The organism is Paraburkholderia sp. GAS41, assembly GCF_050436545.1.
In the GTDB taxonomy this organism is placed as follows: domain Bacteria; phylum Pseudomonadota; class Gammaproteobacteria; order Burkholderiales; family Burkholderiaceae; genus Paraburkholderia.
On record NZ_JBNDMK010000032.1, the window covers coordinates 61,735 to 83,332 of the forward strand.

At 59.3% G+C, this 21,598-nt stretch carries 15 protein-coding genes, 7 pseudogenes and 1 other annotated feature; of the genes and pseudogenes, 8 read left to right on the top strand and 14 right to left on the bottom strand.

What is annotated here, in order from left to right:
- Positions 1–15: 15 nt before the first annotated feature.
- Positions 16–549, bottom strand: a complete 534-nt coding sequence (locus P3T43_RS31535; protein ID WP_429284923.1) for a peroxiredoxin family protein — start codon at positions 547–549, stop codon at positions 16–18.
- 299 nt (positions 550–848) lie between these two features.
- On the opposite strand from P3T43_RS31535, the gene P3T43_RS31540 reads away from it, so the two are divergent.
- Positions 849–1,340, top strand: a complete 492-nt coding sequence (locus tag P3T43_RS31540; RefSeq protein ID WP_429284937.1) for a hypothetical protein — start codon at positions 849–851, stop codon at positions 1,338–1,340.
- 330 nt (positions 1,341–1,670) lie between these two features.
- Here P3T43_RS31540 and P3T43_RS31545 read toward each other — a convergent pair.
- Positions 1,671–2,558: pseudogene (locus P3T43_RS31545) on the bottom strand (YifB family Mg chelatase-like AAA ATPase); the annotation flags it as partial.
- Between the two features lie 562 nt (positions 2,559–3,120).
- Between P3T43_RS31545 and P3T43_RS31550 the strand changes: the two are divergent.
- Positions 3,121–3,750 (top strand): recombinase family protein, encoded by a 630-nt coding sequence (locus P3T43_RS31550; RefSeq protein WP_429284924.1) that lies wholly within the window; start codon positions 3,121–3,123, stop codon positions 3,748–3,750.
- A 398-nt stretch (positions 3,751–4,148) separates the two neighbouring features.
- Here the strand turns inward: P3T43_RS31550 and P3T43_RS31555 are convergent, their stop codons facing one another.
- Together P3T43_RS31555 and P3T43_RS31560 are read right to left on the bottom strand one after the other, a co-directional pair.
- On the bottom strand, positions 4,149–4,310 hold the full coding sequence (locus tag P3T43_RS31555; protein WP_429284925.1) for a transposase: 162 nt from the start codon (positions 4,308–4,310) through the stop codon (positions 4,149–4,151).
- 145 nt (positions 4,311–4,455) lie between these two features.
- Complete coding sequence (locus P3T43_RS31560; protein ID WP_429284926.1) at positions 4,456–4,773, bottom strand: hypothetical protein; 318 nt, start codon at positions 4,771–4,773, stop codon at positions 4,456–4,458.
- A 326-nt stretch (positions 4,774–5,099) separates the two neighbouring features.
- On the opposite strand from P3T43_RS31560, the gene P3T43_RS31565 reads away from it, so the two are divergent.
- Positions 5,100–5,333, top strand: a complete 234-nt coding sequence (locus P3T43_RS31565; RefSeq protein WP_429284927.1) for a helix-turn-helix domain-containing protein — start codon at positions 5,100–5,102, stop codon at positions 5,331–5,333.
- Between the two features lie 1,250 nt (positions 5,334–6,583).
- Positions 6,584–7,312, top strand: a pseudogene (gene istA, locus P3T43_RS31570) (IS21 family transposase); the annotation flags it as partial.
- 9 nt (positions 7,313–7,321) lie between these two features.
- Here istA (P3T43_RS31570) and P3T43_RS31575 read toward each other — a convergent pair.
- The 4 genes from P3T43_RS31575 to P3T43_RS31590 are packed head-to-tail and all read right to left on the bottom strand — an operon-like array spanning position 7,322 to position 9,963.
- On the bottom strand, positions 7,322–8,707 hold the full coding sequence (locus tag P3T43_RS31575) for a recombinase family protein (RefSeq protein WP_429284928.1): 1,386 nt from the start codon (positions 8,705–8,707) through the stop codon (positions 7,322–7,324).
- A complete protein-coding gene (locus tag P3T43_RS31580; RefSeq protein ID WP_429284929.1) occupies positions 8,697–8,951 on the bottom strand; it encodes a hypothetical protein in 255 nt (84 codons plus the stop codon). Before P3T43_RS31580 ends, P3T43_RS31575 begins: the two co-directional genes overlap by 11 nt.
- Before the next feature lie 35 nt (positions 8,952–8,986).
- Entirely contained in the window at positions 8,987–9,556 is a 570-nt protein-coding gene (locus tag P3T43_RS31585; RefSeq protein ID WP_429284938.1) for a helix-turn-helix domain-containing protein, read from the bottom strand.
- Positions 9,557–9,615: 59 nt separating this feature from the next.
- A complete protein-coding gene (locus P3T43_RS31590; protein ID WP_429284930.1) occupies positions 9,616–9,963 on the bottom strand; it encodes a DUF5372 family protein in 348 nt (115 codons plus the stop codon).
- Between P3T43_RS31590 and P3T43_RS31595 the strand changes: the two are divergent.
- Positions 9,933–10,124: pseudogene (locus P3T43_RS31595) on the top strand (integrase core domain-containing protein); the annotation flags it as partial. The gene P3T43_RS31590 and the pseudogene P3T43_RS31595 sit on opposite strands and share 31 nt — an antisense overlap.
- Positions 10,125–10,168: 44 nt before the next feature.
- Here P3T43_RS31595 and P3T43_RS31600 read toward each other — a convergent pair.
- The 3 genes and pseudogenes from P3T43_RS31600 to P3T43_RS31610 all read right to left on the bottom strand — a co-directional run.
- Positions 10,169–10,666: pseudogene (locus tag P3T43_RS31600) on the bottom strand (IS3 family transposase); the annotation flags it as partial.
- A gap of 83 nt (positions 10,667–10,749) precedes the next feature.
- Entirely contained in the window at positions 10,750–12,267 is a 1,518-nt protein-coding gene (ltrA, locus tag P3T43_RS31605) for a group II intron reverse transcriptase/maturase (protein WP_429284931.1), read from the bottom strand.
- A gap of 681 nt (positions 12,268–12,948) precedes the next feature.
- A pseudogene (locus tag P3T43_RS31610) lies at positions 12,949–13,688 on the bottom strand (IS3 family transposase); the annotation flags it as partial.
- Positions 13,294–13,410, bottom strand: a sequence feature (AL1L pseudoknot). Its footprint overlaps the pseudogene before it by 117 nt.
- 1,074 nt (positions 13,689–14,762) lie before the next feature.
- On the opposite strand from P3T43_RS31610, the gene P3T43_RS31615 reads away from it, so the two are divergent.
- A complete protein-coding gene (locus P3T43_RS31615) occupies positions 14,763–15,959 on the top strand; it encodes a PLP-dependent aminotransferase family protein (protein ID WP_429284932.1) in 1,197 nt (398 codons plus the stop codon).
- Positions 15,960–16,456: 497 nt separating this feature from the next.
- Here P3T43_RS31615 and P3T43_RS31620 read toward each other — a convergent pair whose 3' ends face one another.
- The 3 genes and pseudogenes from P3T43_RS31620 to P3T43_RS31630 all read right to left on the bottom strand — a co-directional run.
- Positions 16,457–17,539, bottom strand: a complete 1,083-nt coding sequence (locus P3T43_RS31620) for a sensor histidine kinase (RefSeq protein ID WP_429284933.1) — start codon at positions 17,537–17,539, stop codon at positions 16,457–16,459.
- Between the two features lie 326 nt (positions 17,540–17,865).
- Positions 17,866–18,615: an IS21-like element helper ATPase IstB gene (istB, locus tag P3T43_RS31625; protein WP_429284934.1), complete on the bottom strand. Its 750-nt coding sequence runs from the start codon at positions 18,613–18,615 to the stop codon at positions 17,866–17,868.
- Between the two features lie 15 nt (positions 18,616–18,630).
- Positions 18,631–19,437 (bottom strand): annotated as a pseudogene (locus P3T43_RS31630) (Mu transposase domain-containing protein); the annotation flags it as partial.
- Positions 19,438–19,649: 212 nt separating this feature from the next.
- Here P3T43_RS31630 and istA (P3T43_RS31635) point away from each other — a divergent pair.
- Positions 19,650–21,176, top strand: a complete 1,527-nt coding sequence (gene istA / locus P3T43_RS31635; protein ID WP_429284939.1) for an IS21 family transposase — start codon at positions 19,650–19,652, stop codon at positions 21,174–21,176.
- Between the two features lie 2 nt (positions 21,177–21,178).
- Positions 21,179–21,508 (top strand): annotated as a pseudogene (locus P3T43_RS31640) (ATP-binding protein); the annotation flags it as partial.
- Positions 21,509–21,598: the final 90 nt, after the last annotated feature.

The following is a 21,598-nucleotide window of genomic DNA, read 5'->3' on the forward strand; positions in this document are numbered from 1 at the left end:
TCGTGTTCGCGTACTTCAGGCCGCGTTTAGCGCTTTCTCAAGCAGTTGGTCCAGTTCGGCGAACTGCGGCTCACCGATGTAGCGCTTGAGAATCTTGCCGTCCTTGTCGACGACGAAGGTGGTCGGCGTCAACTGGACGTTGCCGAACTGCTTGGCCGCGGAACCGTCGTCCATGGCGACCTTGAACGGCAGGCGGCGCGTTTCGGTGTAGTTGGTCACGTACATCGGGGCGTCGTAGTTCATTGCCACGGCGACGAATTCAAGACCTTTGCCCTTGAAGCGGTTATACGTGTCGACCATCTTCGGCATTTCCTGCACACAGGTGTCGCAATTGGTCGCCCAGAAGTTGATGAGGTAGACCTTGCCCTTCAGATCGGCGGTCGACACTTTCTGGCCGGACAGCAAGGTGAAGGTGGCATCGGGCACATGCTGCTGGCCGGTGAAGGCGAAGTAACCGGCAATCGCGATCGCGCCGGCCACGACCGCCATGGCGATATAGCGGATCGGGTTGGTGCGTTTCGCCACTTGGGCAGAAGAGGTAGGGCTCATGAACGGGGCCTCGAGATTCGCGCAGGGCGCGCGCAACGTTGCGACGAATTGAAGTCCCGATTGTAGCCCCAATCCGGCGAGACGGCTCAGCCCGGCCTGTCAGCGGATAATAGGGTTTTATGCCCGTGTCTTTCCCTGACTTCATTCCCATGCTCCGATCCACGTTTCGTCTGTCGTCCCTGCGCGTTTTGCTCAAACTTGCTGTGGGCATGAGGGCCGCTGCGCACCGCGTTCTATCCGGACTCACGCGAGTGCCTTCCGCGCTCTTCGCCAGCGCGTGCCTGCTGGTGGTGGGCGGGATGCTGGCGGGCTGTTCGCCGACCTACGACTGGCGCACCGTCATGAACAACGACAAGGGCTACACCGTCGACCTGCCGGCCAAGCCGAGCAGTGACAGCCGCCAGATCGGGATTGGCGGGACGCAGATGCCGATGACCATGCAGATCGCCGAGGCCGGCAATGCGGTATTCGCAGTGGGAACCGTGAGCCTGCCATCCGACGACCCGCAAACCCAGAGCGCGGCGCTCGATTTCCTGCGCACCGGCCTGGCCCGCAACGTCAGCGCTGCCCCCGACGCACGTACGGTGCAAATTCCGCTCGCGGCGGGCGGCCAGGTGCCCGGCCTCGAGATGAAACTGAGCGGCAAGGCCGGCGAGCAGCGGGAAGCCCGCACGGTGTATGCGCGACTGGTCGCGCATGGCCGGCATGTCTATCAGGCCGCGATCATTGCCAGTGCGCCGCTTCCGCAGGAGCAGGTCGATCAGTTTTTTCAGTCTTTTCAACTGTATTGAGCATCGCGGCCCGAGTTTGGGAAAACCATAGGCCGGTGCACCGAAGTGAATGTTCCTTCGCAGGATATGGCGCTAATAGCTGGATTTCATGAGGATTTTTCCAATACGCACGGCGCCTGTGGATAACTTTGTGGAAAACCTCGTGAGAGCTCGCGGAAATGCCCGCCGGGCGGGCCTCGTGGAACTTTTTTCCTACTTCGGCGGAAATCAAAAAGTCAATGAAATCAAGGCTTTCGTCAAAACGCGTAGCGGTCACCTTTCAATTGACTTCAACTCCGCAAGAAATGCTTTTATGTGCATAAGTCAAGTCTTGACAGATATTTTTTTGCTTTATCCACTTGCGAACGCGCGCCGGTACTGAACGGCTTCCGCGATCTGGCTACTGGTCGGCACGTCGGCACCGGCCAGGTCGGCGATCGAGCGCGCCACCTTCAGCACCCGGTAGTAGGCACGCGCTGACCAGCCGAAGCGATCGCCCGCTTCACGCAGAACGGCTTCGCCGGCCGGGTCGGGTCGGCAGACCTCGTCGACTTCGCGTCCGCTCAGTTCGCGATTGGTTTTGCCCTGGCGCGTCAGCTGGCGCTCACGTGCGGCGCTTACCCGTGCGGCGATAGCGGCGCTCGACTCCCCGCCGGCGCTGGAGCGCGCGGATAGTTCAGCCGGTGTGAGCGCGGGAATTTCGATCTGAATGTCGATGCGGTCCAGAAGCGGGCCCGACAGCTTGCGCAGATAGCGCGCAGCGATTTCAGGCGTGCAACGGCAACGCCCGTTGGGGTCGCCGCGCCAGCCGCACGGACACGGATTCATGGCCGCGATCAGCTGGCAGGCCGCCGGGAAATCCGCTTGCAGGGCCGCGCGCGAAATCGTGATGCGCCCGGCTTCGAGCGGTTCGCGCAGCGTCTCTAGTACATGGCGATCAAATTCGGGGATTTCATCGAGAAACAGGACACCCAGGTGCGCCAGGGTGATTTCGCCTGGCTGCGGCGGATTGCGGCCGCCTACCAGCGCCGCCGCGCTCGACGAATGGTGCGGCGCCCGGAACGGCCGCTGCCGCCATTGGGCCGGCGAGAAGCCCGATCTGCTGGCAGACAGCAACGCCGCCGAGGTCAGCGCCTCTTCATCGGTCATAGGCGGCAGCAGGCTCGGCAGGCGCGCTGCAAGCATCGATTTGCCGGCGCCGGGCGGTCCTACCATCAGGACCGTGGGTCGATGGGACCCATAGAGTAAATGGGGCACGGTCACTCCCCCAAGTGCCCCGGGGCCTACCCCCCACCCTCGCGTATAGGGCAAAGGCGCCTCCTTGTCCGCTGGGACCCCCAGGGGTACGGGTGGGGGGTCTATTACGAAAGCCTCTCAGTACTCCCCCAGTAGGCCGGGGGTCCCCGGGGGTCCGTGTTTTGGCCAGAAGGCCCCCCACTCACGCGGCTTGAACAACAACGATGGCGGTCGAGCTTTAACGGTGTTTTTGAAGTCGATTTTGCATACAAGTAGACCGGTACTATGGCTCGCACCGATGCGTCGATCCTTTTGGAAAAGCTGACGCGATTTGCGATGGCGCAGCACGGCGAACGATGCAGCAGAGGCAAGGCACATCGAATATGAATTCCGGCCCAAGGGTTCCGAGCAGGCACGTTGCCGCCTAAGCAGTCCCAAGCCGTGGTCAAGATAGGTGTGGTCTGTAGTACCAGTCAGAAAAGGTACTGCGAATACTTGTTGACCTACCCAAACTGCACTGCTATATTCTGACCATCTTAACGGAACCGCTCACAGGAAACAGACCATGTTCGTACGCTCCTACCTCCGCGCATCGACAGACGACCAAGACGCAACGCGTGCCCGTAACGCCCTTGAGTCCTTTGCAGCAGACCACGGCGTAGTGATCGCGTCCGAGTATGTCGAGAACGTGAGCGGGGCCAAGCTTGAGCGCCCCGAGCTTATGCGCCTGCTGAAGGATGCAAAGCAAGGTGACGTCCTGCTGGTGGAGCAGGTTGACCGCCTCTCACGCCTGACCGAGGGCGATTGGCTGAAGCTGCGAGCGATGATCGAAGACAAAGGCGTGCTGGTCGTGGCTCTGGATCTCCCCACGTCCCACGGCGCCCTGAAGCCCCAAGCCCTGGATGACTTCACCGCACGGATGTTCAAGGCCATCAACGCAATGATGTTGGACATGCTGGCAGCGGTCGCCCGTAAGGACTATGAGGACCGTCGCCGTCGTGCAGCCGAAGGGATCGCCAAGGCGAAGGCCGACGGCAAATACAAGGGACGACCTGTGGACCTGAAGCAACACGAGACCATCCGCAAGTTGCTGGGTGCAGGCCTGTCGTGGAACGCAGTTCAGGACGCGGTCAAGTGTGGCCGAGGGACCATCGCTACGGTGGCTAAACAGATCAAAGACGAGCAAGCAGCGTAGTAGGTCGCGTAAGCGAGTTACGCTCAAGAGACACAGGGGCGGGGAGGCGAACAGCCGCCTCTTGTGCAAGCCGCTTCACCGAGTGAGATAGATCGTGTGCGATGGGAAGAAATAGTTACACGTACCTTACAGCGGCTCCTTTCAACACGGCGCATGAGCCTCCCGCCTCGCTCACGATAGCGGTTGCAGGGTCTACCGTGCAGCGCCATGGGGTTCCCAGACCCTGGGGCATACCTGCATAACCCCGAGCGGCCCCGGCTCGTTGTAGCGGAGCATTTGCCTAGAAAATAGGCAGAGCAGCGCCCCTGCGCCGCCTAAATCGTTAACACAAAGCACCAGCCAGAGCGGGTCCGTTAACAGGAAATGCGCGGTTCTGGACCAAACTCAGAACGGTATCGCTAATTGACGTTAATGTCGTTGCGACGTGCGACCAGCGATACGGACGCGCCAAGTTCGAAGGTCTGTTCGGCGAGCTGTCGTTTGAACTCGCGTGGAAAGTTCGGGCGCTTACCGGGAGCTTGGGTACTGCTATCGACTATCTCGACCACTTTGGTTCCCACCAAAATATTTGGTGGGAACCAAATTACCTTCGTTCACCGCTGCCTGGAGAACGGCCGCCGTGAGGTGCTTACAGATAGGCCACGCCCGACTTGAAGAGCTCTTCGACCGAGACGAGTATTTGATGCTTTACGTCCGCAGAGCCAATCAGCGATGGCGGCCGTCGTTCCCAGAAGAGACGTTGGTGGTTGCGCGCACCGCCCGCGGCGCCATCGACCACTCGATTGTGTAGGCGCACTCCGCTTCCGGTCGTGGCTGCCAAGGCAGGCAAGGTTGAGTTATACCCTCGTCGTTCACGAAGTTATACCAGATGACGCCAGTTGCCGAGTAGCTGGTGAGTGCGTGAACTGATTCGAGGCGGCTTGCTGCCTCCCTATCGTGAGTAAGCTGAATCTTATAAATGCGAAAGCCATCCGCTGGCAGCTGCGCGAGGACTTCCAGCAGGTTTTCTGGTGATGCAGCCATATACGCCACCGGCAGTGCTCCCTCGTCTTGGGGCAGCGGCCTGTCGCACTCGACTAAAAAGCAGGGCGTCTCACTGGAAACAGCCAAGCAACGCCAAGGAACGAATGGGCTGACAAGTCGGAGTCTGGTCGGTTGCGAGTCCTGCCACCCGGATTGTGTAAGTAACATCGAGCCTCTATTTTGAGCATACGATCTCGATCACCCCCGCGGCGCGGCATTGCCAAGTCGATGGCGCGACGGATGACCTCAAATTCGACACGCAGTCTGTGAGAAATTGCTAATCATAGTATGTAGAATCATAGTCTGCAACGACGGACATTGTTCGCATGTCCGTCGATCCAGAAAAATGTGTTCTCGTAGCAGTATTTGCCGCTAATGTCCGGCGGATTAGGCTTGAACGAGGCATCTCTCAAGAGGCGCTGGCCGAACGTGCAGGCGTACACCGTACCTATGTTGGTATGCTTGAACGTGGAGAAAAGAATGTGACGATCTACAACATCGAGCGAATTGCGAAGGCTTTAAAGGTCGAGCCCGCGGCTCTCTTGCAAAAAGGAAGGTGAATGGTCGCTGATCTGGTGGATTGGGCAAATGCTTCCTAGTCCGCCTTTGGCGACCAGCGCTAGTTGCTTGTGCGGATGGCGGAGCCCGAAAGTTTCGCGGCATAAAGTTTCAGCGACGGGCGTTAAGCCCTTGTCGAGGCCGGCTCCCGTTGCCGTTGCGCTAGCACGGCTCAGACAACTGACCGTTGAGCCAGTCTTTCCAGTCCCACGGGTACATACAATTGCCTTTGCCGTCGTTGTCATACACGTGAAGAGCCTGAATCCGGCACAACTCGAGCAACTCGTCGCGCCATGGTTGCGGTATGGTTGCGATCCGCACCCCGAACGGCCGGCCCTCATAGTTGACCCTCGGTACAGTGCGTTGGAGGAATAGGCGATCATCATCGGTCATTGGAACTCGGTGTTCTACGTGGATTGTTGTGGTTGATTTCGTCGGAAAGCGCGTTTGAAAATCGACACGCCTCTCGGGGGTTAGGCAAGGACTCGGTCTCTCGGGAGAATGCATGCAGGTGCATGCGCGTAACGCGCGAGCCTACTCACGATCTTATTACTTCCCTGCAGAATCTTTAGGGCGCACCAGTCCATGGAAAACCCGCGCGACTACCCGACCCTTGCTTTTGTATTAACGGGCAAATGTTGCCCAATAAGGGTAACTGATGGCGCCTGCCATTCCAAGCGCGGCAAGAGCGCATAGACCAGCTACTATCACACGGAGCACAAACGGGATGCCTTCCGCGGTGTTGCGGCTCTGCTCACTTACGCTGCGTGAATACCACCCCGGTGCTTTACGCATAACTTTGGTGCTCGCTCATAGTCATGCCTCTCCCTCGTCGGACGATCATGCGGCTTACCAGCCGGAACTGGGAATCAGTCTCGACGTTTTGCCCAAGGGGGCACAATCGAGAATATGGCCATATCTAGGCCCTCGGTTCATCGAGCAACTGCGTGATCAAAAGAGGGCAATCCGCGTTTAGCTCATCAAACGGCACGCAAGCATTCATTGATGTGATCATCTATTTGATCGACTTGCGAGTATCGGGAAAGCACGATGCACCGTCAAGTGCGTATTTCGGATGAACGTGACCGGCCGTTTCGGGATGGTGACCGGCGATTTCGGCAACGTGACCGGGCATTTCGGGAACGTGTCCGAGCGGACCGGAAGGCAGGATTGGCGTTGCGCATGACATCAACCACGCGGGCTATGCTTGCCGGCTTTTGCCGGAGAAAGCATGCCCGCGCACAGGATGAACATGCGCATGATCAAGGACGTTTTACGACTTAAATTCGACGGCGGCTTCTCGCACGATCGGATCGCCGCGTCACTGGGCATATCCAAGGGCGTGGTCACGAAGTACATCGGACTAGCCGGCGCCGCCGGGCTGGACTGGGCAAGCGCCTGCGACATGGATGAAGGCGACCTCGAGCGGCGGCTTCTCGGCAAGCCCACGGGGCCGGCAGGCTACGCCCAGCCCGACTACGGACGCATCCACCAGGAGCTGCGTCGCAAGGGCATGACGCTGACGTTGCTGTGGGAGGAGTACCAGGCCGAGTTCGCGGACCGGCAGACCTACCGCTATACGCAGTTCTGCGAGCACTACAAGGCGTTCACGAAACGCCTGAAGCGCTCGATGCGTCAGATTCACCGCGCCGGCGAGAAGCTGTTTGTCGATTTCGCCGGTCCCACGTTGCCGCTGACGACTGGACGCCGCGCGCACATCTTCGTGGCAGCCATGGGCGCATCGAGTTACACGTTCGCATGCGCGACGCCAGCCGAAACGATGGAGGACTGGCTGGGCGGCATCGCACGTGCGCTGACCTTTTATGGTGGCGTACCGCAGCTGATCGTGCCGGATAACCCGCGCGCGATGATTGCCGAGCCCGATCGCTATGAACCTCGCGCCGGCGACACCGTGCTGGACTTTGCGCGTCACTACGGCACGTCATTCCTTCCTGCGCGCGTATATCGTCCGCAGGACAAGGAGTAGGTTTCACATTGCACCTTGTCCGGGAGTTGGAGCGGCAATGAAGATTGGCCGCGTTGCTTTGCGTCCACCAATACCTCTGACGAGCACGACATTGCCCAGAGGTTCGTATAGGCACCGGTGATCATGCCCGTAAACGTGCCGTCGTAGAAGCCCTTGCCGTCCCCATTGGTGGATCGTGGTTTGGCTAACCTTGAGCTGCGTGGCGAGCTCGGCGCCGGTGAGCAGACCGCGCGAGCGCAGTCGCTCAAATCGACTCGGCAGCCCATAGGCGGTCCGTACCAACGCCACCTTCCTGGCGGTAAATGTCTGGTGCTGCCAGTTTGTATATCCGAGCTCGTTGAGTCGTGTGGCGACCTGCTGATCGGTGCACGTTTCCAGAAGCCCATCGATGACGGTTACGACCGCCGGTTGTGTCTTGCGTACAAGTGCCATCGACCTGGGTTTGTCGACTGTGAGTGAGGTCGTGCGGCCGCCGCGGAAGCGCACATGGATTGAGACCTTCTCCGACTTCACAAGGGTGGCGTCTTCAATGAGCAGTCTTAGCATACGCTTGCGCTCGACCGATTCGATACGTCTGTCGTTCCACACAACGACGAAGTCATCCGCGAGATCCCGAATGCGCGCGCGAGCCTGATCGCCAAGCAGATCCTGATCCGATCGGCGTTGGCGTTCGTGATCCTGCTGTAGTACGTCCAGTCGACGAAGGCGATCATTCCAGTCCGCTTCAAGCGCATCGGCAACCATCCGGTTTGCTGGATCAACATTCATGTAGCGACGGCGGGCGAGCTCGGCTTCGTAACGCGCGCGCTCCAGTTGCTTAAGGCGCATGGAGTTGGCCTGTTCAATACGTCCGGCGATCTCGTCCTCGACCGCGAGCGCCACTTCGATGGCTGCCGGCCCAACCGTCTGAAGCAGTAATGCGCTGATGGCATCATCAATTGCTCGTCCACGTACCAACTGGCACGGTTTGCCGGCGTCATGGGCAGCGACGTCATGACATACGTAGTACGGTTCAAGCCTGCCGCTTACCTTGGTGTGGGTCAATGCGGCAAGTTCGATGAGACGATGCCAGTCTGCGTTGTTGCGCGCGAGACGTGACACCTCCAGTCCGAGTACGATGCCGGCGTGACCGATGGCGACCTCCGATACCAGTTGCTGGAAGCCGTCCCGGTGTTCTGCGCTTGCGCCGGACAGACCAAGGTCGCTGTCGATAACGTGCACGCGTTCGATGGGCCAGCCCGGCGATACGGCACGCTCGCGTAATGCGTACTGGCGTTTCGTACTCTCGGTGTTCTCGAAGACCTGACGCAGCGACGATTGCCGTACGTAAAGGAAGGCATCACGCCGCAAGTGGCCGGGCGTGACTTTCTGATACAGCTCAGTAGACATGGGCGAGCTCCGAATGGGTGCGCAGAACGAGATTGGCCAACAGACGTACCAATTCGTCGCTGGCTGGGAGTGCGCCCACGCATTTCTCGCTGCGAGATGCAGGAGCGTCGCTGGTCGCAGGGGCCGTCATCGCAAGCATGGGAAGCCCATGCAGCATGCCGTGATAACGAATCGCCGCCATACCCTCGGGGCACGGGGCACCTTCTATCACCGCGTCGCGTAGCGCCTCGTAGGCAGCCGTCAAGGCTTGCTCGAGGGGATGGGCGGCGACGGATGGCTCTACGGTTTTTTTTTGCGCGCAATCGCGCGTTCGATGCTGCGCGGGTGGACCGAGATGCCAAGCTCGGATTCCAGTTGCTCGGCTAGTGCGCGGGCGTGAATGGAGCCATCGCCTTCGAGATGTCGTTCGACGAAGGCCATTGCCTCGAGATTGAGTTTGTGTGCGCCCTTGGGTCCACGCGGCTTCGGCATAAGTCCGGCCAGCCCATCGCGCGCAAATGCTGCCTCGGCCTGATAAAAAGTCGGGCGGGACACGCCGAACAGTTCTGCAGCGTCGGCCTTCGAGGCGCCATCGACGCTGACGTGGCGCAGCATCTCGTACTTGACCTGGATCAGATCGCGGGCATCGAAGAAATCGTTCGATTGAAACCAGGGAGCCCGCACCCGCTCGGGATGAGGGTTCAGCACGCCGAGGTGCCTGAGGCGGTCCTGCTTCGAATCGAGCTTGGTCAAGGTCGCTGCGCCGGCTTGAGATGTGTAATTTAAAATATGCCGATAATACACCAATGTCAAGGCCAGACCAGACACGGGAACGTAACCATTTCGGCAAAATAGCCATACAATCGTCACGTCCGTCAAGTGTCTGCGCGACTGTCGCGGCGTTATTTAGCTTACACAGGCGGCGTAATTTACTTGACACGACCGAGGACCTCCGGCCTCAGGTCGTCAATCAGCGCGCGCAGCCTTCGAAGGTCATCGACACGAAACTCGGAGCGTCCCGCTGCGGTCTGAGCGAACGCGTCCGGCTCGTCCACATCAGTCCATGAAGCCAGTATCGATACCAGCCGGCCATGTTCGTCATAGAACATGACACGATCCTCTCCCCAGTTCTGGCGGCGAGTAACCAGCTGGACTCGGGTACCCCGTAGGGGATGAAATGGATGGGTGATCTCGACCGTTACGGTCGCGCAACCGTCATCACGGCAAGCAGTTGCTGACTTACGATAACGGCATGGCCGAGTCGTTCGTGAAGACAATCAAGCACGATTACATTGCCTTTATGCACAAGCCTGATGTGCCAACAGCGCTCTCGCATCTGGCCGGCGCCTTTGAGCATTACAACGAACGCTACCCGCATAAGGCACTGAAGTACCGTTCCCCCCGGGAGTTTCGGCGAACCGCTGCATCATCAACCTAACGGTGTGAACCGCCCCGGTTTCAGTGGAGGCTGTTGGGTTTAAGTTACGCTGCCATTGGGACAGCTTGGTTGCCGAGTTGCCGGTAGTAGTTTGCCTCAGCTTCGGCCGGGGAGATGTAACCGATGGGTTCCAGCAGTCGATGATTGTTGAACCATGACACCCATTCCAGTGTGGCGAACTCCACGGCCTCTTTGGTCTTCCAAGGCGCTCGACGATGAATCAGCTCGGCTTTATAGAGCCCATTGATAGTCTCTGCCAGGGCGTTGTCGTAGCTGTCACCCTTGCTGCCCACCGACGGTTCGATGCCGGCCTCGGCCAGGCGCTCGCTATAGCGAATAGATACGTATTGCGATCCCCTGTCCGAATGGTGGATCAAGCGGCTGTCCCGCTCTGGTTGGCGTGCCCAGAGTGCCTGTTCCAATGCATCGAGTACAAAGTCCGTACGCATCGAACTGCTGACGCGCCAGCCAACAATGCGCCGGGCGAAGACGTCGATCACAAAGGCCACGTACAGCCAGCCCTGCCAGGTCGATAGTGGAGTAAGAGACCGGGCGTAGTCGAGCTATCTCCCGGCCTCTCCTCCCCGAACCGGACTTGCACCTCTCAGCGCATCCGGCTCTCCATTCAAGCGTTGCTCATAGCAAAGGCGACATCGGCATAGCGCGATTCGATGTTGCTGCGTGTCTCGTCGCGCATGATGTACGGATTTTCCGACGGGCTACGCCACCTGAACTGGCTCTTCCGACTGGTAACAAGACGCCGAAGCGCCACCGTCCCATACCAACCCCGACTATTCTGGCCTTGAAGCAGCCATGTCTTGGCCTGTCCCGGTTCTGGCGCACGCACATGATCGCGCATCAGCGACCTGAACCCGCGCCGATACCTGCGCGCGAGCCAGTAGCCGAATTTCCAGAAGACCGTGCGGTCCAGTTTTCTGAACATGGTGGCCGTGAAGTCGGTGTATTGGTAGAAGGCAGCCCAGCCGGTGATCTGCCGGTTCAGGCTTTCCATCAGGTCCATCCGGTTCATGCCGTAGTTGCCCGACAGTTGCTTGACTAGCCGCTCGGCAAAGCCCCGATACTTCTCCCACGGAATCGTCGTCACCGGCCGCATGCGGCCGCGTGGTCCACGCTTGCGGATGATGCGGTGACCGAGGAACACGAAGCCATCGTTCACGTGTGTGATATGGGTCTTCTCCATATTCAGCGTGAGCTTCAGTTCGCCTTCGAGGAACTCACGGCATGCTTCGCGCACTGCCTCGGCATGTTCGCGAGTTCCCTTGACCACGATCACAAAGTCATCTGCATACCGACAGTAGGCGATAGCTGGTTTCCACTGCCGGTTTTCTCGAACAGTAATCGAACGCTGCTTGAGAATCGCGAAGTTCCACGCCCACCGATCCTTCCGCACCTTCTTGCTCAGATAGTTCCTCTCCATCCACGCATCAAATTCGTGCAACATGATGTTGGATAACAGGGGTGAGATGACACCGCCCTGGGGAACGCCTTCACTCGCGGCACGAAACAGATCACGATCAACGCAGCCCGCCTTGATGAACTTCCAAAGCAGGGCAAGGAAACGCTGGTCGGCAATGCGCTTGCGGATTCCCTTCAGAAGCAGACGATGATGAACGGTGTCGAAGTAGCTGGCGAGGTCGCCCTCTATAACCCAGCGTCCGGCGACACTTTGTTCGCCACCGTCCTGCAACTGAAGCTTCACCGTGCGAATTGCGTGATGTACGCTACGGGCAGGCCTAAAGCCATATGAAGCCGGGTGGAAATCGCTCTCCCATATCGGCTCCATCGCCATCAGCATGGCCCGCTGCACGATCCGATCCCGCAGGCTCGGAATGCCAAGTGGCCTGAGCTTGCCGTTCGCTTTCGGTATATACACGCGTCGTGCAGGCAGCGGACTATACGAGCCCGCCAATAGCTCTTCGCGTATCGTCGCCAGTTCATGCTGGAGATTTGCTTCCAGCGTGCGTCTGTCGACTCCGTCAACGCCCGGCGTGCGGGCTCCGCTGGATGCCAGCGTAATACGAGCCGCTTCACTCAGCCAATCCTTGTCAGCAATCAGTCTCAGGAGTCGATCGAACTTGCGTCCTCTGTTCTCCGTCGACCATGTCGCCAGTTTGCTTTGCATTTCACTGATTATCAAAGGTCTTCACCTCACTATGGTCAGTTAATCAACCCAGCAAACCACTTAAACTGCCCCCCTTCGCCATGTGGCCGGCTTTCCCGACCTCGGACTACTACGGAGGCTCCGTCAGCCTGCACATCATCGGGGGCACACTCCCTTAACATCTGTGCAAGCCTTCCCCAGTTCACATGCTGGACTCAACGCATGGGCGAGGTTGCCTGTCGCAGTCTTTATCCTTGCTTGCCGCAAGTCGTCGCGCACACCACGGTCTAGCTGCGCGCTCCCCGTGGTTCCATGCTGACCAGCATACATATCCAGTCAGTATTCGTGCCGCCGGGCCTTATGTGTGACCGGCCGCAGTCCGCGTCCTGCCCATGAAGCGGTGTGGGCAAGGGTGACATTTCAACCCTCAGATGCGTTTAAACAGGTTCGTGTTCCTCAACCGTCCCATGCTCAGCCTAGAAGCTCATCTTGGCGTAACCGCTTCGCCTCAAGCTCCGTTTCCCACGGACTTCGTCACCTTGCCAGTGTCGGCAAGTCACCGCCGCTTCGGCTCACTTCCTCTCGCAGCAGAGGAAGGGCATACCCCGGTACTGCAACGCCAACTCCTCCGGAGTCCTGCATTCCAAACATGCTCAAGCAGCTTTACCCCCATACGGGCGGGCTACGCTGGCTGGGCGTACCATAGGTGAAATCCGAAACCCACAACTGGTTCGGTCGCTCCGCCCGGAACTGCCGATTGACCCGGTCCAGCGGATAGGAAACCTTATCGTTGCTGATCGTCGTGCGCACCAACTTGCCGCGCATCACACCGCGCAGTCCCTGACGACGCATCAGTCGTTCGACGGTGCATCGCGCGACCGCAATACCCTCACGGCCCAACTGACGCCAGACCTTATCAGCGCCGTAGACCTGCATGTTGGCCTGCCAGACACGCTCGATCTGAGGCACCAGTTCTTCGTCGCGTCGAGCACGCGCCGGTCGCAGTGTGGGGTCCCGCTGCTGGGCTGCGTAACGGCGGTAACCCGACGGGGCAATCTGCAGCACTTTGCAGATCGGCTCGACCCCATGAGTACCGCGGTGCGCGTCGATGAAATCCCTCATCACTTGAGTCGGCGGTCGAGTTCCGCCTGCGCGAAAAAAGCGCTCGCCAGCTTCAGGATCTCGTTGGCCCGGCGCAACTCCTTGACCTCGCGCTCCAGATCTTTGACGCGCTGGGTCTCGGTCGTGGTCACGCCTTCACGCACCCCGGTATCAACCTCCTGGCGCTTGACCCATACCAACAGGGTCTGCGGCACGCAGCCGATCTTGGGCGCAATTGACTCCACCGCAGCCCAAAGCGACGGGTACTCTCCGCGGTGCTCCTGCACCATGCGCACGGCGCGCTCACGGGACTCAGGTGAAAACTTGTTCGACTTGTTCATGGCTCCATCTTCTCAGAGGTTGGAGCCTCCTCAAAATCCGGGGCGGTTCAGTGTCCGAGTGTCCTGAGTTACAGGGTCAACTCCACTTACTAACTTCTACTTGCCGAGATGGTGACGCAACTATTCCTGTTCGGTGGGGCCTCGAGGCAGCGCTTTCGCCTTTGATGATACGAGCGACGAAAGGCCCCCGGGGCACGCACGGTTTGGATGGGAAATGGTCAAATGCCAACTACTCCGGCACGGCTTGCGACGGTGATTTGATATCATCTCGGCGAGCTCCGCGCGCGCAATGGGCACCTCGAATTCCAGTATTTGGCCCGCAAGGGTGGCATCACCTCGAGTCATAGCTTATGCGTTGCTTTATTTCGACCTCAACCCTATGCTCTCTTAGCATGAGCGATTAATGAAGGCGTTTCTCTAGTACTGGTGCTTGCATGCAATTAGCATCAAGTCCGTGGGGTACCACGGTAGTTAAAGTTCAAGCTGTTTTAGCCGCTAATCGATGTGGTACGCGGTTTGGCATTTCAGTGCTTACTGAGAGTCGCGAATTGACGTTTTGACTTTGAGGCCGCACTTTCACATCTCTTTGCCAGACATGCGCTACGACATTGACGAAGAAGAACTTCGAGTGAAGATTGGTTTAGGGCCTTGCTGGCAGTTACTTTGACTCGCCGCGCGGCAGTTCAATCTCAGCGGACAACGTTGTCGCGCTCAAGACGACCAAGCAATTAGCTTTAATCGAAATGCAGGATTTGCTGTCAATGATGGCCAGTAAGCATTCATGCTAGGCGGTAACGACTTCACTTTTCTCGGTACGTGAGGCACGTGAGCTAGTCAGAACTGTCGATGCATGGGATTCCTTTTCTTCTCCGTGGCGTGGCACTGCTGTATTGCGTGCCGAAATATCGGTAGCGATGCCGATGTGAATGCAAGCATCATCCGTGACGCAAGGGGTGCAGCCAGATGGCGAAGCGTTGAGCTCTTCCTTACCACCCGAAAACGCGCGGACCAGTGGCAGGCGCGATATCGAAAGCGGTTTAAGGATTTTATCAAATAACAACTATCGAGGAAACCATGGATCAAAGCGACCTTCAAGCCCCCACGTGGCAACTGTCCGAACGCGCACGTAAGCTGACCAGCTCGGCGATTCGGGAAATTCTGAAGGTCACTGAACGGCCGGAAGTTATTTCGTTCGCAGGCGGTCTGCCGTCGCCCGCTACCTTCCCCGCTGAAGAGATGCGCGAGGCATCAGACCGCGTCCTGCGCGATTCACCCGCCGCTGCGCTCCAGTACAGCGCCACCGAGGGCTATTTGCCGCTGCGCGAATGGATCGCCGCGCGCTACTCCGTGAACGGCGCGCAAATCCGCGCGTCGCAGGTGTTGATCACCACCGGTTCGCAGCAGGCGCTCGATCTGCTCGGCAAGGTGCTGATCTGCCCGGACAGCCCCGTGCTGGTCGAAACGCCGACCTACCTGGGTGCGCTGCAGTCGTTCTCCATGTATGAGCCGCGCTACGTTCAGGTGGCCACCGACGACAACGGCCTGATCCCCGAGGCGCTCACCCCTGAGCTGACCGCCGGCGCCCGCCTGCTTTACGCTCAGCCGAACTTCCAGAATCCGACCGGCCGCCGCCTGCCGCTCGAGCGCCGCCGTGCGCTGGCCGCGATGGCGCAGACGGCCCCGTTCCCGATCATTGAAGACGACCCGTACGGCGCGCTCGACTATGCGGGCGAACCACTGCCCACCATGCTCTCGATGGCACCTAACCACATCGTGCATCTCGGTTCGTTCTCAAAGGTGCTCGCGCCGGGCCTGCGCATCGGCTACATCATTGCGCCCGAGGAATTGCACTTCAAACTGGTTCAGGCCAAGCAGGCCACCGACCTGCACACGCCAAGCTTCACGCAGCGCATCGTCCACGAGGTGATCAAGGACGGTTTCCTCGACACGCACATTCCGACCATTCGCGCGCTATATCGCGATCAGTGCGCCGCCATGTTGTCGGCGCTCGAACGCTTCATGCCGCAAGGCGTAAGCTGGAACCAGCCGGAAGGCGGTATGTTCGTGTGGGTCAAGTTACCGGCGCATATCGACAGCATGAAGCTGCTCGAGGAATCGGTCGCGCAAAACGTGGCCTTCGTACCGGGCGGCCCTTTCTACGCCAATGAGGCACAGCACAACACGCTGCGTCTGTCGTTCGTCACGGTGCCGCCGGCAAAGATCGATGAAGGTGTTGCCCGCCTCGCGGCCCTGATTAGTGCTCGCGTCTGAGATCGCCACCTCTTTCTCATTAACCAGGACATGTCATGACTCAAGCAAACGTGTACGACAAGTTGAAGGAGCTCGGCCTCGAACTGCCCACCGCAGACTCTCGAACGTTGGGTTATCAGGTTTGCCCTACTATTCTTCTGGCGGCGCGCCAAAGGTATTTGGCGCATCGTGGATGCGAATATCGCAATGTCGTAGGCGACGCCCACCATCTCTATTGCAATGTCAGACCATTGACGAGTGTTGACCAGCGCTGTTCGCGAATGGAGACCATCTGCCAACCCAAAAACCGCTTCGGAGACGATGAATTTCGCCGACAGTGAAAGGGGCAGCGTGTGCGGCGCGAACTAGTCCCACTTGGTCGAAAGGTGGGGTGACGGATTTCTTATAGATATATTGAGTGCCGGCTTCGAGAGGACTTCGTCTATTGATAGCGAGGCAGACATTCTCAAATGCGACGATCTCCCTCGGAGGTAGACAGTCCTTGGCAGTTATTGGATCTATCCGGAAAATGGTAGTGATACGGTCGCTAGCGTACCACCGGCGTCGTCTGCCGCCGCAGTCAGCGTCAACGATGCAGCAGTGCCATACAGCACGGTGAGGCGATCACGTACCTGCTCCACACCGAAGTGAGAGCCACCGCGGTTCGGGGTGCCGGTTCGAATTCCTACGCCTGTGTCGCGCACCCGCAATATTAGCCAATCTCCATGACGCTGGGCTGTTACCTCCACACAGCCGCCTTCGATTTTCGGTTCGAGCCCGTGCTTAATTGCATTCTCGACGAGCGGCTGCAGTAGGAGCGGCGGAACCTGAATGTCGGCGATCGCGTCTGGTAAGTCGAGCATTGTGGTAAGACGCGCTCCCATTCGGACCTTCATCAGCGCTAAATAGTCGGCAATGCGCTGGTATTCGGAATTCAAAGGATGCGAAGCCCTACGGGAGCCTTCGAGCGTGGCCCTCAAAAAGGCGACCAACTGATCGAGCATGCCTTGAGCGTGATGAGGATTGGTCGCGATCAGCACGCGCAGATTTGCGAGCGTGTTGAACAGCATGTGCGGTTCTAGTTGTGACTCCAGCAGCTTCAACCGGTGCTCAGCCGCACTGCGCAGCGCGCTCTGCGCTCGCAACTCGCTCGATGCGATGCGACCGCGAGCATACAGGATGTAGGAGGCGAAGGCCGCCGGCACTAAAGCAAGCGCAATGTTGAGCGGCGCATCTCGTCCGCCGGATAGCGGAATCGCTCTTATCGGGTGGCCTCCCATCAGCAGATCGACAAGCGTGATACCAGCAAAATATCCGAAGACGACCGACAGGACGATCCACGGTGCCATCAAGCCCCAGCCTGGCCAAGCTCCTGACTGAGGCCTCTGGCGGCACAGCAATCGCGAAAAGCCGATTCGCCCGCCCCGAATCAGCAATTGCGTAATTAACACAACAACAAACGCGTAGCTGAGGTCGGCCTTGAATGGTTCGGCGTACACCGAGCTGTATACCCACGCACAGGCAAGGGTGACTGGAGCAGTGATCTGGACGAAGTTCCGGAGCAGGCGGGTGGTGACGCGGTGATTGGGCATCGTCAGCATTCGGCGGTGGCACTGTGGAGGCTTGGGGAGAGTTATGTTCATCACACAGCCGGGAGTTTGGCAATGCTTGTTCTTTGGCGCAAGCTGCGCGCGACGAAATGCGGATTTGCGGCGTGAGATGCATGAAAGGAGGGGTGAATTGCTCACAGAGCGTCCATCCATTAGCACGAACTCGTCGCCAACCGCCCCTGCTGGCCGAGTTTGGCGCTCGCTTGACGGTTCGCGATTGCGTATTTCGGGGAAGTTGAACGCCCGTTTCGGTGAAGTCGAACAGGCCAGGAGGGAGGTGCTGCGTAGTGCTTAGATTGTACTTCGGGTGTTCGAGATCAGGCTACTTTTTGATCGGGTGCGTTCTTCTTGCGCATCGAATCGCCCTTCAATGCAAGCTTGTGAGCTTGATGGACGAGGCGGTCGAGTATCGCGTCGGCGAGAGTCGGGTCTTGCAGCCAGGCGTGCCAGTGCTCAAGGGGCAATTGGCTGGTAATGATCGTGGATCGCGTGCCGACGCGATCGTCGAGCACTTCGAGGAGGTCGTTCCGCGCGCCCTGGTCGACGTCCTGCAATCCCCAGTCATCGAGCAACAAGATGTCCATCTTTGCGAGCTGCGCAAGCCGACGTGTGAAGCTGCCGTCGCCGTGGGCGATCTTCAATTCCTCGAACAGCCGGGCGACGCGCACGTACAGCACGGAGAAGCCTTGTCGGCAGGCCTGCTGGCCGAAGGCGCAGGCAACCCATGTTTTTCCGGCGCCAGTTGGCCCCGTCAGGATGAGGTTCTGTGCATTGCGGATCCAGTCACAGCTGGCGAGCGTGGCGACGACGCCTTTATCGAGACCACGGCTCTGCCGGTATTCGATGTCCTCAATGCAAGCCTGGGGATTCTTGAGTTTCGCAGACTTGAGCAATCGCTCGAGCCGCCGCGTATCGCGCCAGGCGATCTCGCGATCCACGACCATGCCGAAGCGCTCGTCGAACGACAGGCTCGTGCTGGCCGTCAACGCCGCCTGTTCCTCGAACGCGCGAGCCATGCCATCCAGCTTGAGGGCCTTGAGCTGGGAGAGGGTTTGCTGCATCAACATCGTGACCTCCTACGGTCAGTGGTAATACTTGGCCCCTCGCACATTCTCGTGCAGGGGCGACTGCCATTCGATGGCCCCGCTTTGTGGCAGCGGCTGCTTGTCGGAGCCGGTTTGCAGGATGGTGCGCACGGACCGCTGGGTCGGCGCGCCAATCACGAGTGCGCGCTGGCACGCCGCTTCCAGTCGCTCCTTGCCGTACTTGCGCGACAGCGACAGCAGGCCCAGGCAGGCGCGGTATCCCATTTCCGGGTGCGGACGGTTCGTCAGCAAATGCCTGACGATCGCCTCGGCGCTGACGCCGATCGATGCGCCCCAGTTCAGCAACCGGCTCGGGGTCCATTCCATGTGGGCGCGGTAAGCCGCAGGCATATGCTCGGCCACGGTGGTGTACTTCCCCTTGAGCCGACTGCGAGCGTGGGCGGCAACGCGTTTGCCGCCATGCAGGATTTCCACGCCGTAGCGTGTCACGCGCGCGTGGACTTCCTGACGCACAAGGCTATGCGGCGCGCTGTAGTAGTGGTCATCGATCTCGATATGCGAGTCGATGTTGACGCGACATTTTTTGAAGGTGGCGATTTCGTAGCGACGCGTCGGCAGCGGGCGCAGCGCCGGTTTGTCGAGCCGCTCGAACCACTCGCGTCGAGTGCCATCGAGCTTCTTGAACGGTCGCGTATTCAGATCATTGATCAAGCCGGCGATCGCCTTGTTCAGTTCGGCCAGACTGTAGAACCGGTGATTCCGGAGGCGCGCGAGAATCCAGCGTTCGACGATCTGCACGCCGACCTCGACCTTCGCCTTATCCTTCGGCTTGCGCGGGTGTGAACTTTCGCCGTTAAGGAGCCAAACCGTTTTCGGCATAAAGGCGCCAGGGACTTTTCGGCGTTAGGGCGCCACAAGTCTTTCGGCGTATAGGCGCCAGTAGATTTTCGCCGTAAAGGCGCCACTGGCGTCTGAGTCGGGCGCTCGAACTTCGCCAACCGCTACCCTCCCGACACGCATTTGCTCCGGAGGGTGGCTTGAAGAGGAAGTTCGAGATGTACCAATATCGACAGGTTCTGGTGCGAATGCGCCAGGGTGACTCCGACCGGGATATCGACCGGTCGAAGATCATGGGTCGTAAGAAGCTGGCAGCCGTGCGGGAGATCGCAACCGAACGCGGATGGCTTTCTCCGGGCAGCGCTCTGCCGGATGACGCGCAGCTCGCTACAGCGTTTAGTCGCAAGGAGTTCCTGCCGGCGAGCTGTATCTCGTCGGCCGAACCGTGGCGCGAGCAGATTGCCCAGTGGCACGACGCGGGCGTCCCCGGCACGACGATTCACAGCGCGCTGGTGCGCAACCACGGCTACGAGGGAAGCTACTCATCCGTATACAGGCTGCTTCAGCAGTTGAAGGCGGAGCTCACGCCGGAGGTACCGATGCGGCTGGAGTTCAAACCTGCTGATGCCGCACAGGTGGATTTCGGCGCAGGTCCGACCATCACCGATGCGCACACCGGCGAGATCCATAAGACGTGGTTCTTCGTGATGACGCTGTGCTGGTCACGGCATCAGTACGTTGAATTTGTCCGCGACCAGAGTGTCGACACGTGGTTACTGTGTCATCGCCATGCCTTCGAGTGGTTCAACGGCGTGGTCGCACGCGTCATCATCGACAATCCCAAGTGTGCCATCGTCAAGGCCTGTATCTACGAACCCGAAGTCCAGCGGGCCTACGCGCAATGCGCCGAAGGGTATTCGTTCAAGGTCGATCCGTGTCCGCCGAGGGACCCGGCTAAAAAAGGAATTGTCGAATCGGGCGTCAAATACGTGAAGTCGAGCTTCCTTCCTCTTCGCGAATTTCGTGATCTTGATGACGCCAACCGGCAAGCGCAAGCCTGGGTGATGCACGAGGCCAGCACCCGGACGCATGGGACGACGCGCGAGGTGCCGCTCAAGCGTTTCGAAGACGTCGAACAGGCGCTGTTGCTGCCGCTTCCCGATGTGCCGCCCGAGCGGGCAACCTGGGCGCGCGTGAAGGTTCATCGCGACGCCCATGTGCAGTTTCAGCGTGCCTACTATTCCGTGCCGTTCCGGCTTGCCGGTAAAGATCTGTGGCTCAAGGCAACCGCCACCATGGTGCAGCTCTACTACGAGCACGAACTGTCGGCATCGCATGTCCGCCAGTCTGCGCCAGGAACGCGCAGCACGGTGGCCGATCACATGCCGCCAGCAGCACAGGCCTGGCAACTGCACGACACCCAATGGTGCCTGAGAGAAGCGCAACGTATCGGGCCGTCCTGCTACGCGCTTGTTCACGCGCTCTTCGGCGATCAGGTTCTCATCACGCTGCGCGCCGTACAGGGCGTGCTGCGCTTCGCCCAGCAGTTCGGCGCGTCTCGCCTGGAGGCGGCCTGCCGTCGCGCGAATCACTTCGGCACGCCAAGCTACAAAGCCGTCAAGCTGATCCTGCAGAAAGGTCTCGACCAGAGCTGGCTGTCGACCGAACCCGTTGAATCGGGCGCGACCACTTATACCCACGGCGGCCGCTTCTGCCGTGATACCCAGACCCTCCTGATCCATTGAACATGAATCCAATTCCCGAACTCACGTCTTCCCTCAAGCAATTGCGACTGTCCGGCATCCTCGACACGCTCGAAGCGCGCAACCGTGAAGCCATCGACCGCAAGCTCGCCTATACCGACTTCCTGACGTTGCTCATCCAGGACGAGATCGCACGGCGCGATCATCGCAAGCTCGACGCCCGCATGCGCCGCGCGAACTTCCGTGGCCAGAAGACACTGGAAGGTTTCGACTTCGACCGCCTGCCCAATCTCAATCGTGCTGTCGTTCATGATCTGGCGACCTGCCGCTTTATCGATGAGAAGGTCAGCGTGCTGATCGCCGGTCCATGCGGACACGAGACATAATGCACACCTCCGTATGTTATTGAAGATCAATGGGTAATTGATTTGGATCCGCTGACTGCGGACCGCTATCAGCCTGCC